12 protein-coding genes are annotated in these 11,042 nt (G+C 38.5%); 3 read left to right on the top strand and 9 right to left on the bottom strand.

The features are described from left to right. Nucleotides 1-178: 178 nt before the first annotated feature. Entirely contained in the window at nt 179-628 is a 450-nt protein-coding gene (locus V7068_RS07240; RefSeq protein WP_119116203.1) for an N-acetyltransferase, read from the top strand. Nucleotides 629-695: 67 nt separating this feature from the next. Here the strand turns inward: V7068_RS07240 and V7068_RS07235 are convergent, their stop codons facing one another. The 4 genes from V7068_RS07235 to V7068_RS07220 all read right to left on the bottom strand — a co-directional run bounded on the left by V7068_RS07235 (nt 696) and on the right by V7068_RS07220 (nt 3,136). Further along, the gene (locus V7068_RS07235; RefSeq protein ID WP_499711852.1) at nt 696-1,331 is read right to left on the bottom strand and encodes an RsfA family transcriptional regulator; all 636 of its coding nucleotides are present in this window, start codon (nt 1,329-1,331) and stop codon (nt 696-698) included. A gap of 85 nt (nt 1,332-1,416) precedes the next feature. Then, a complete protein-coding gene (locus tag V7068_RS07230; protein WP_127759697.1) occupies nt 1,417-2,181 on the bottom strand; it encodes an enoyl-CoA hydratase/isomerase family protein in 765 nt (254 codons plus the stop codon). A 191-nt stretch (nt 2,182-2,372) separates the two neighbouring features. Continuing rightward, on the bottom strand, nt 2,373-2,546 hold the full coding sequence (gene rpmF, locus V7068_RS07225) for a 50S ribosomal protein L32 (protein WP_119116200.1): 174 nt from the start codon (nt 2,544-2,546) through the stop codon (nt 2,373-2,375). Between the two features lie 68 nt (nt 2,547-2,614). Next, nucleotides 2,615-3,136 carry a YceD family protein gene (locus tag V7068_RS07220; RefSeq protein ID WP_499711850.1) on the bottom strand — a complete coding sequence of 174 codons (522 nt, stop codon included), beginning with the start codon at nt 3,134-3,136 and terminating at the stop codon, nt 2,615-2,617. A gap of 213 nt (nt 3,137-3,349) precedes the next feature. Here V7068_RS07220 and V7068_RS07215 point away from each other — a divergent pair, with 213 nt between their 5' ends. Further along, a complete protein-coding gene (locus V7068_RS07215) occupies nt 3,350-4,561 on the top strand; it encodes a nucleotidyltransferase (RefSeq protein WP_499711849.1) in 1,212 nt (403 codons plus the stop codon). Nucleotides 4,562-4,626: 65 nt separating this feature from the next. On the opposite strand, the gene V7068_RS07210 is transcribed toward V7068_RS07215, so the two are convergent. Both V7068_RS07210 and V7068_RS07205 read right to left on the bottom strand, forming a co-directional pair. Continuing rightward, nucleotides 4,627-5,649, bottom strand: a complete 1,023-nt coding sequence (locus V7068_RS07210; RefSeq protein WP_499711848.1) for a SepM family pheromone-processing serine protease — start codon at nt 5,647-5,649, stop codon at nt 4,627-4,629. Beyond that, nucleotides 5,639-6,436 carry a patatin-like phospholipase family protein gene (locus V7068_RS07205; protein ID WP_499711846.1) on the bottom strand — a complete coding sequence of 266 codons (798 nt, stop codon included), beginning with the start codon at nt 6,434-6,436 and terminating at the stop codon, nt 5,639-5,641. The genes V7068_RS07210 and V7068_RS07205 overlap by 11 nt, the downstream gene beginning before the upstream one ends. A 258-nt stretch (nt 6,437-6,694) precedes the next feature. Here V7068_RS07205 and spoVV point away from each other — a divergent pair, with 258 nt between their 5' ends. Beyond that, nucleotides 6,695-7,858, top strand: coding sequence for a dipicolinic acid transporter SpoVV (spoVV, locus tag V7068_RS07200; protein ID WP_499711854.1), 1,164 nt, complete (start codon nt 6,695-6,697; stop codon nt 7,856-7,858). 55 nt (nt 7,859-7,913) lie between these two features. On the opposite strand, the gene coaD is transcribed toward spoVV, so the two are convergent. The 3 genes from coaD to V7068_RS07185 form a co-directional block, all read right to left on the bottom strand. Continuing rightward, the gene (coaD, locus tag V7068_RS07195) at nt 7,914-8,399 is read right to left on the bottom strand and encodes a pantetheine-phosphate adenylyltransferase (protein ID WP_403150086.1); all 486 of its coding nucleotides are present in this window, start codon (nt 8,397-8,399) and stop codon (nt 7,914-7,916) included. A 3-nt stretch (nt 8,400-8,402) separates the two neighbouring features. Continuing rightward, complete coding sequence (gene rsmD, locus V7068_RS07190) at nt 8,403-8,978, bottom strand: 16S rRNA (guanine(966)-N(2))-methyltransferase RsmD (RefSeq protein ID WP_375348313.1); 576 nt, start codon at nt 8,976-8,978, stop codon at nt 8,403-8,405. A 345-nt stretch (nt 8,979-9,323) separates the two neighbouring features. After that, nucleotides 9,324-10,721 (bottom strand): hypothetical protein, encoded by a 1,398-nt coding sequence (locus V7068_RS07185; protein WP_499711844.1) that lies wholly within the window; start codon nt 10,719-10,721, stop codon nt 9,324-9,326. Nucleotides 10,722-11,042 lie beyond the last annotated feature (321 nt).

The following is an 11,042-nucleotide window of genomic DNA, read 5'->3' as shown; positions in this document are numbered from 1 at the left end:
CTTTCAGCAGAGCTGAAAGGCATGTGAAACCGTGTTTTCACACCGAATAGGCCAAAAATCGTATAAATCAACCACATTCATGAACATAGCCTTGATATAAACATAAATAAAAGAACGCTTTATTCTTTACAACTAGATAACAAATGGGGTTTATGGAAGATATAAGGGGGAGCTTTAGATGGAATACAAAGTGGAACGCTTACTCGTGAATTTCAAAACGCTTGAAGAATTTAAGAAATTCAAAGAATACGGTATACAAGAATTATCTATGCTCGATGATTTAGAAGCAAATATCATTGAAAACGATAGTGAATCACCATTTTACGGCATTTATTTCGGAGATACACTTGTTGCCCGAATGAGCTTATATCAAAAAAGCGCCAAGTTCGATCATTACTTTGACCAAAAACAAGATTTTCTTGTGCTATGGAAATTAGAAGTACTTCCGAATTATCAAAAGAAAGGCTACGGAAAAGCTTTAGTAGATTATGCTAAAAGCTTTCATCTGCCAATTAAAACAAACCCGAGAGTTCAATCACAAGCTTTTTGGACAAAAATGGGCTTTGAACCCATTACCTATGACATGGATCGCGATCTTGGTGAAAATCCACTCGTATGGCGTCCATAATTGCGCAATCGTCTGCAAAATAAAACTCGTGGCTAAGAGGTTGCAAAAACTCCCCTTAGCCACGAGTTTATTTATTTACTCTCTCGAGGTTCCCGTTTTTATCCATTTGAAACTTCACTTTTGAACTTGTTGGATCATCTTCATGAATAATGAGTTTCCTAGCACGCTCCATAATATGCAAAAGCGCTCGATAATCTTCTTCCACAACAACAAGTTGACTTTGTAACACTTTAATTTCCTCACGCAATTGCTGATTTTCTCGCTGTAAGTCCCCAAGCTCTTCAGCTCGTTGCTGCTTTTCCTGCTCATATAGTCGAGCCGTTTCATCCATTTTCTTTAAATATGAAACAATTTCTTGAAACGAAACCGAATCACTCGTCTTATTCTCCTCAACAAATTCTACTTGCTGAGTACATTCATGCATATTCTCCATTTCTCGTTCTAGCTTTTCTTCTAATCGTACATCTCTCTGACCTTTATTCTCTTTTCTCTGCTTCTTCGCGAGCTCGATTCCCGATTTATATTGCTTACGAACAAAAGAATTCCAACGAAAGCCACAAGCTGCAGGTGTTCTCGACAATTGTTTACCCACTTCTTCAAATGCTCGAAGTTGAGTGCTGCCTTCTCTAATATACCTTAAGACAACTTCAGCCAACAATAAATCTTCATCTTGACTCCATGCATCTTGTCTCGCAATTGACATCTCTCTACCTCCAAAGCAAGCTTTTTTCTTCATATATATGTACTTACTAGAAAAGATAGAAGGGAAAAGAGTAAACTAAGTCAGATTATTTTGTTTTATTTAAGAATGAGTCAACTGCTTGATGATGGGCATCCGTTTCCCATAACTTTGCACATTGTCTGCTTTCCATTTCCATGCGCCCTTTTAAATCCGTCTCTTCCCATTTATTAATTAATAGATTTTTGTAAGCCATCAATACGCCTACCTCACGAGTCAGAATCGTATCGACAAAGCGCTCCCATTCTTCTAAATCTCCTTGAATCACTTCATCAATAAATCCTAATTCTTTCGCTGCCTCTGCTGTATAAATGGTTCCATTCAATAATAGCTTCATAGCTGATTGATAAGGGATTTTCTCTAATAAAATCGAAGCGCCGCCCCATCCTGTTGTAATCCCTAACGATGCTTGAACAAAACCTAACTTCACACCGCTTTTAGCAAGACGAAAATCACATGCTGAGGCAATCTCACAGCCCCCCCCAACTGCACTACCATTCAGCAAAGCAATAGTAGGCTTTTTGAATACAGCTAATTTATATAAAATCGCTCCCATTTTAGACAGCATTCCGTAAGATTCTTCCTCTGTATAAAGCGAATGGAACTCAGCTAAATCGCCCCCCGAACAAAAAGCGCGATCACCATAGCCTGTTATCACAACTACTTTTACATCATTATCTTGGGCCGCTTGGTCAAGCGCAGCTTCAAATTCTTCCATCAATTGATAACTAACTGCATTTCTTTTTTCTGGTCGATGTAAAATAATTTTCATGTAACCGCGTTCATTTTTTTCCACTAAAACTGTCTGACTCATACCTTCACCATCCTAACTAATTAATCACTCTTCTATTTTACACCATTCATTGAACATTCTGTGAATTTTTATTTAACTTTTCCATTTTAAAGTTATATTCTACTTGTATTAAACATAACAAAAGCAAAAAAGCACAGAGGATATAATCCCTGTGCTTTCATTAGCATATTGCTCGATGTAATATAAAGAAATTATTTGTTAACAACTTCTTTTCCGTTGTATGTTCCACATTCTTTACAAACACGGTGTGAAAGTTTCATTTCACCGCAGCTTGGGCATTCTACCATACCAGGTACAGATAGTTTGAAGTGTGTACGACGTTTTCTTTTTACAGTTTTAGACGTTCTTCTAAAAGGTACAGCCATTATTCCCACCTCCTTAAAAAATATAAGAAATCCATAAAAATCAGATTAACTGACTTTTATACTTTCAATTAAGATTCTTTATTGTTTTCAAAAAAATCGGCAAGCTTTGCGAATCGAGGATCCACTTTCTGTTTGTTTTCTTCTTCAGAAATAACGGTCCAGTCACTTCCAGATTGAGGAGCAGCTTCTTCTGAGTTAACATCCTCACAAAAAACTTGCATCGGTATTTCTAGCAATAAATTTTCTTTAATGACTGGCAAAAGATCCACAACATCACCTTCTACAATTGTCACATCATCTCCATCATACTCGATGCCTGCTGTTTTGAATAGAAAAGTTTCTGTTGTTTCAATATCAATTGGGTAGTTGACATCTACCAGCGTTCGGGAACACGGTAAAATAAATTTACCCGATAGATGCAAGTGGAAAGTAACTTTCGTCGAACCAATATCTGCTCTTCCTGTTACTTTTATTGGTGAAACGTCGCGAATCTGCGGGTCTCTCTCCTTAATGTCTGTAACATCCACTATTTCATCAATTTGCAAATGTTTGTCCCGTATTTTTTGAAGTTGACTAATTGTCCATTTCAAATGAAATCACCTCAAGGCAACAAAAATAATTATAGCTTTCAATTATTCGTTTGTCAATATTTTTTCTTTACACTATAATGTAGTCATTCTAACGAATGTTGCAAGCTTTACGAATGATACTTATGATGTTGAATAAATACTTCAAACTATACTTGAATTTCTATTTTAGCATGTAGAAACCAAATTACAAACTTTTTCAGTGAGGTGACCTTAATGAAAGCTGTTGGTGTAGTTGTCGAGTACAATCCATTTCATAATGGACATGCCTTACATATTCAAGAAAGTAAGAAACAGACTGAAGCTGATGTAGTCATCGCTGTAATGAGCGGTTCATTTTTACAACGTGGTGAACCTGCACTCGTCAATAAATGGGCACGAACAGACATGGCCTTACGCGGCGGCGTAGACCTTGTTATCGAGCTTCCTTATCGTTTCGCAACAGCCAACGCCGAATTATTTGCTCGCGGCTCCATTAGTCTGCTTGAGGCTATGCAATGTGATGCGTTCTGCTTTGGCAGTGAAGACGGAAAGATTGCCCCGTTTCTCGATACCTATCATTTGCTTCAAGAAAAAGAAACAGAATACAAAAGTGCGTTAAAAACGTTTTTAAAAGAAGGAAAGAGTTATCCAGCAGCTGCTTCCCTTGCTTTTCGCAGCCTTTCATCCAATGAAAGAGGACTAGATCTATCGCAGCCAAACAACATTCTTGGCAAAGAATATGTGCACGCTGCTTTATCAAACAACTACAAAATAGAACCTTTTACAATCAAGCGGGTAGCAGCAGGCTATCACGAAACAACGCTTCACGATAAAGCGATTGCAAGCGCTACAGGCATTCGAAAAGCGATTATCGAACAGAAACAAAGCATGCAGACGATTTCCAGCTATGTACCACATTCAACCCTTGCTATTTTAGAAACATATATTACTTATTATCGAAGCTTTCATCATTGGGAGTTGTACTGGCCGCTTCTTAAATATCGAATTCTTACTTCTTCTGCCGCTGAATTAGCATCCATCTATGAAGTAGAGGAAGGCATTGAACATCGATTATTAGATAGAGCTAAGCACTCTAGTACGTTCCAACAATTTGTGACACAAGTGAAGACAAAACGCTATACATGGACGCGTATCCAACGCATATGCACTCATATTTTGACGCATAGCTTGCAAGCCGAAATGGAGGCTTCGTCCTTTCCATCATACCTTCGTTTACTCGGAATGACGGAAAAGGGCCAACAGTATTTGCAATCGGTCAAAAAAGAGCTGCCTCTTCCTTTAATTTCGAAAATATCAGCCTACAACAATGCTGATATTACACCAGATTTACGTGCGACAAACGTATTTGCCCAAGGCTTACCAGAGCCTTATCAAACCGAATTAATAAAGCGGGAATTCGCCGCACCGATTCGACTCAAAGTTTAACAATTGTGAGGAAACGCTATTGATGAACAATAAAAAATAAGAGACGGAAAGTCAAAGTCCGCCTCTTATTTTTTATCTTCTAATGTTTCTAAATAATGCAGGGCATCTGTAAAGTGATCAACTGGAATAATCTTCATCTTCGTATTAATATCTTTCGCTGCCATTAATGCCTCTTGATAATTGGAATGAGGAGCCCCTTCCTCATTAGGTGCGAAGAAAATATCAGCACCTGATTTATCAGCCGCGACAATTTTCTGTTGAATGCCTCCAATAGGCCCTACTTTTCCTTCTTCATCAATCGTACCTGTACCTGCAATTTGATACCCTTGCGTTAAATCCCCTTTGGTTAATTGATTATAAATTTCTAAAGAAAACATTAATCCTGCCGATGGTCCACCGATTTGCTCAGAATCAATAGACACTTTGGGAACGGTTATAACTCTCGTAGCATCATCAAGAGAGATACCTAACCCTACTTGATTCGGTTTCTCTTTAAACGCTTGCAAAGTGATTGCTGCTTGTTTCTCCGTTTCTTCTCGCTTATAAACGATGTCAACGGTATCCCCTGCTTTTTTCGTAGCAATATAATCAATAAATTGTTGTGAGGACTCAAAACTTAAGCGATCGACTTGAATAATTTGATCACCCGCTTTTAAAATTCCAGCCGCTGGCATATCCTCGTGTACATCTAAGACAAACACACCCAGATACTGATAAGAAAACTCTTTCCCAGCGTGGTCATAAGCCACTTTAATGGCATGATTTTTCGAAGTATCCATTAAATGCAGCTGCCTTACATTATATTCTTCATCCGTTTCATCTTCGCCTCGAACGGATGCCTCTGGATAAATTTCTTGATAGTCACTCCATTTAGCAAGCAAATACGAATAAATATTTGCTCTTCCCATTCTAACCGTTGTGAGCATGAAGCTCCCTTCTGCTCGATCACCGTCAGAAACTTCAATAATCGGTTCTAATTCTTTCGCCATACCAGGCTTTGTCACATAATACGGCAAATAATAAAATGCAGAGGCAAAAAGAAGCAAGGCAACCACTAAAGTAGTGTTGACATACGCTTTACGGCTCATTTTTGCAAGACTCCTTCCAAGATGCAACACACGATTTAATGTAATCGACTTTCTGTCTAGCTGCTTCTTCTCCAATACTAATTATTTCAGATATATTTGTAAATGATTTCGAACTGTATTTTTCCACTCGCGGACGAATCATGACATCGGAAGCAAACTCTCTATTCTCGACCAATTCCATTTGTAAAATATCAAGACTTTGCATAATCACATCATAAATAGATGTAATCTCTACCTCCTGATTAATATGCGAAACATCTACGCCAATAACGATATCTGCTCCCATTTGCTTTGCAACCGAGACAGGTACCCGATCAACGACACCTCCATCAACTAATAAATGATTATCAATTTTCTCCGGAACAAAAATACCGGGTATCGAAATACTTGCGCGAACAGCCGGAGCAATCGGCCCCTCCTGAAAAACAACCTTTTCTCCTGTTCGAATGTCAGTTGCTACAACCGCAACAGGGATATCTAATTCTTCTAACTTCTTTCCATATGTAAATACACGAATTAATTCTTTTACTCGCTTCCCTGCAACAAAACCCATTTTCGGAAACGTAAAATCTAAATAATACTTCCTTTTAAATACACGCGATAGTTTATAAAGCCGCTCAATATCTGAACCCGCTGCAAATAAAGCACCAACCATCGCTCCCATGCTGCTCCCTGCAATTAGGTCAATAGGAATGCCCTCTTCTTGTAATACCCGAATCACACCTAGGTGAGCAAAACCTCGCGCACCACCCGAACCAAGCGCTAATCCAATCTTCGGTTCTCGCAATGCTATTCCTCCTCAAATTGTCTCATTCAAAATTATTGTCTTAAAGCGGTTCATACAAGCATATTGTTTAAACAGGATAAAATGATTAGCTTCGATTTAGTAGATTATTTTTTATCTCGATTTTCCCACTTGTATAAAACTTCCTTTTATTTTATCACTCATATGCATAAAGTGCCTAGCAGATTCCTGATTAAGGAGGAGCAAGCTTTGTTGTTACCGAAACTTAAATCAATCACCTTAGCCCTACTCATTACGATTATGGCCATTGCATTAGTCGTTTTTCCTCAGGAGTCCTTTGACGCATCTAAGAACGGCTTACATATGTGGTGGCAAATTGTCTTCCCATCTCTTTTGCCGTTTTTAATTATTTCTGAGCTATTAATTTGCTTTGGTGTTGTTAGCTTTCTAGGAGTCATATTTGAACCATTAATGCGACCATTTTTTCGCGTTCCTGGTGTAGGTGGTTTTGTCTGGGCAATGGGGCTAGCTTCCGGCTTCCCTGCTGGAGCAAAATTTACCGCTAGACTTCGACTGGAAAAACAACTAACTCGAATTGAAGGAGAACGTCTTGTTTCCTTTACAAACTCCTCAAATCCATTATTTATTTTCGTCGCTGTTTCCGTTGGTTTTTTTCAAAACCCAAAGCTCGGTATCCTTCTTGCAGCGGCTCATTATGGAGGAAATATGATTGTTGGCTTCATCATGCGGTTTTATGGACAAAAAGAGGAGCAAGCCCTTCCAAATAGAACAATCCAACTTCCATCTGTAAAAGCGGCCCTCAAGCAGATGCATCGGACACGTTTAAAGGAAACTCGTCCATTTGGAAAAATGCTCGGTGACTCGGTAACCTCTTCCATTCATACATTATTAATGATTGGCGGGTTTATCATTCTATTTTCAGTCATCAACCAGCTATTATCTCAAATGAATGTAACAGCCTTGCTTGCAAAAGCCGTAGCTGGATGTTTACAAGTATTTTCACTGTCACCTTCCTTTAGCATTCCTTTTATTTCGGGACTGTTTGAAATGACGCTTGGCGCAAAAATGACAAGCTCTATTTCAAACGCTGATTTATTACAGCAAGCGATGATTGCAAGCTTTATTTTAGCGTTCAGCGGCTTAAGCGTTCAAGCGCAAGTAGCAAGTATTTTGGCCGAAACAGATATCCGTTTCGCTCCCTTTTTCTTTGCCCGCGTCCTGCATGGCTTTATTGCCGCGATACTAGCTTATCTGCTTTGGAATTCACTTTATGTAGAGATTCCAGACTATGGACATGCCGCACTCGCTTTTCCAGTTAGTCAGATTATCGGAGATGAAACAACAACATTATATGAACAAATGCTCCACTTAGGACCTCTGTTCACCATTATTAGTTTAAGTGTTTATACATGCATTATAGCCAAAAGAATCATTCGATTTTAATTCCACTAAAAGAGAGCGCGTCGAATGACACGCTCTCTTTTAGTAGAATATTCAGTCATATCAAATGGAATTTTTCTTTCATTGCTTCAATTACAACATCAGGTACCAACAAAGAAATATCTCCGCCGTATTTAGCCACTTCTTTCACAATGCTTGAACTTAAAAATGAATACTGATTTTTTGTCATAATAAAGAATGTTTCTACTTGATTATTCAAAAGCCTATTCATCGACGTTCCTTGCATTTCGTATTCAAAATCTGATACAGCACGAAGTCCCCTAATAATCGCATTCGCGGAAACGCTTTCAGCATAGTCAACAGTAAGTCCTTGAAATGAATCCACTTTTACATTCGGAATATGAGCTGTCGCCCGACGAATTAAATCCATCCGCTCTTCCACTGTAAATAAAGACTGTTTAGCGGAATTATTTAAAACGACAACGTATACTTCATCAAATACATTGGCTCCCCTTTGAATAATATCAACATGACCAAATGTAATCGGGTCAAAACTTCCTGGACAAATCGCTATTTTTGACATGATTTATTCCCCCTGTTCGTCTTGAACATACCCCCATTGATAAATAGTAACGGCGATAATTCCATAGACTTCTTTTCTTTTTATAACTAAATCACCGACTTGCTCCGGCAAAGTAACATCATGGCTATGTTCACAAACGATGTACCCCTTATCATTTAACAGTCTAGCCTTTGATATTTCCTCTAGCAACTCGATAAGCTTTTGCTTCTTATAAGGTGGGTCGAGCATAATTAAATCAAACGTTAACTCCCGCTTAATAAGCGCCTTCAATGCTCGTTGTGAATCATTCTTATAAAGCTCTGCTTGCTCCGTCAATTTACATAGCTCTAAGTTCGCTTTCACTGTTTGAAAAGCTGTATAGTCACGATCGACGAAAATAGCTTGATCCGCCCCTCGACTTAACGCTTCTATACCAAGTCCCCCGCTGCCTGCAAATAAATCCAGCACAAGGCCGCCATCAAAATACGGGCCAATCATATTAAAAATCGATTCTTTTACTTTATCAGTTGTAGGACGGGTTCCTGTACCCGGTACAGCTTTCAATGGTCTACCTTTACATGTTCCAGAAACGACCCTCATGTTCTCACCACATTTTTCTGACAAATTTCTGTTACTCAATTATCCTAACACATTCGAAATATCTCGCCAATAAAAAAAATAAGAACAATACAACTCGTTTCATGAATAATAAGGAGAATTTTGGTCATAATGTGAATAACAACATCACTATCGTAGATGTTGTTGCCAACCGCGGAGAAGGCTTACGTTTCCCCATAAGTTCTTCCTCCGGTTTCTCCTCTCCCTTTGCCTTCTAGTCCTTAATCAGACATAGAAGGACCCTGCAGAAGTCTGCAGGGCTTTTTTTATACCATAAGAGCGTAAAACTCTTTGATATGTGTTGTTTTCCAGCCGACTCCGCTTTTCTTACTGTAACGTATTCAAATCCACCAATTCCAACTCATTGTTTTGTTCACGAACAAATATGTTAAATACCTTTAACATATAATCTTCGCTAATATAATACTGATTATTAAATTGTGTTAATAATGTCCCTTCTACACTATGCGCTTTTTCATTGTAGAGAAATACCGTTTTTCCTGGGTATAAACGAAATGTCTTTGAACCATTATTTAAATAAAAGTGCTGATTCACCCACTCTGAATGAAATCCTAGTTTTTCTGTTACCTGCTCTAATAAATAATAACGCTTCAAACGAACAGTCACAGATTTTACAGCTGAATGCTCCCCATCTCGATTCAGCCATTTAGCATGATTGATAAAAATAAGCGGGCGAACTTTGTGACTTTCCACTTTATTCAATTCAAAATAATGGGTTACAAGTCCTGTAACATTTGATAATAATTCATCTAAATACTCAACTGAAAATTCATGTCCCCGCTTCTTTTTCAATACAGAAACGAATGCTGCTTGCTGCTCCTTGGTCAACCCTTTAGCCAGCTCTTCATATAGTTGTTTCGCTTTACCATTCAGCTTCTCATCTCGCACATAAGCGCCAATAACCGATTGTAGCCATTGCTCTTTTTTATTTGAGAATGGGTAATGGGTTTGGTAATAGCGCTTAGATAATACTTGGGCCAGCTTATCTACACTAGTGCCAATTAGCAAATGTTCTGAGGAAAAAGGAGAGACGGCTGTTGTAATAATCAATGTAATAGGTTCTGTTGCTTCATATTTTTGAACCGCTTGAACTAATCGATCAGAAGAGGCACCATAAACCATTACATCACTTGCTTCAAACTTCTTGCTCTTTTTTTGTTGGTAGTATAAAGGGAATGTCCCTTCTCTTCCTTCAAACACGTAATAACTTATTTTCTCTTTCTCTGTTTCACCGATTAAACGAGCTCCAGCAGCCCAAATTCCCGATCTTTTAGAGTAATCGGTAATTTCCACACGTGTATTCGCTATCTTGACGTGTTCTAATTGAACGGCCCAGTTATTCAATACAAAAGCTTGTGATGTTGATTTTTTTAGCTTGTACGTAAAACGAAGCGTACCCCCATTTGTTTCTAGATTCTGCTTTTGATTACCCGATTGTTGACAACTTTTATCGTCTTCTTGACATACTGGTTTAATAGATTTTTGAAAGTTTAACTGGTAGTTCCCAGCCGGAAGGCCGAAAAATTCATGTTCAACTTCAATATAGCGACCTTTTACCTTCATATGTACCGTTTCATTTACCTGATAGGAAATATGTTTAGATTGGGCACTTTGCTTCTCTGAATAAACATTCCATTGCCAAAAAAACACTCCGCCCGTTATAAGCAACAATAAAAAAAGAATGGTAAAAAATAAACGCTTCACAAACCAATTCCCCTTTCTGTCTACGATACCAAAGTACCAAAACATACTCGAAAAGTCACGGGAATATTCTATGAACTTATCCTTAAGTTCTTTTTATAGTCTTATCGACCCCTATGTTCATTTTAGATAAAAAGGTCGTTTCATACATCTTTTATTTATCCCACACTTAACGGGCAGTAAGACCCCTACCTCAAGCTTATGAGGAATCAAAGAAGATAGGTGGGGGACAACTGCCCTCATCTAGTTGCGGCTCCTAGCCCCTCGAGGTCATAAGCTGTCATGCTCTGTGGCAAACTGCGCCACGCCGCATTTCATCTTATG

The sequence above is a fragment of the Bacillus sp. JJ634 genome (assembly GCF_036962285.1).
GTDB lineage: Bacteria > Bacillota > Bacilli > Bacillales > DSM-1321 > Peribacillus > Peribacillus asahii_A.
Note: the sequence above shows the minus strand (reverse complement) of the source record. Positions and strands in the feature narration are given on the sequence as shown.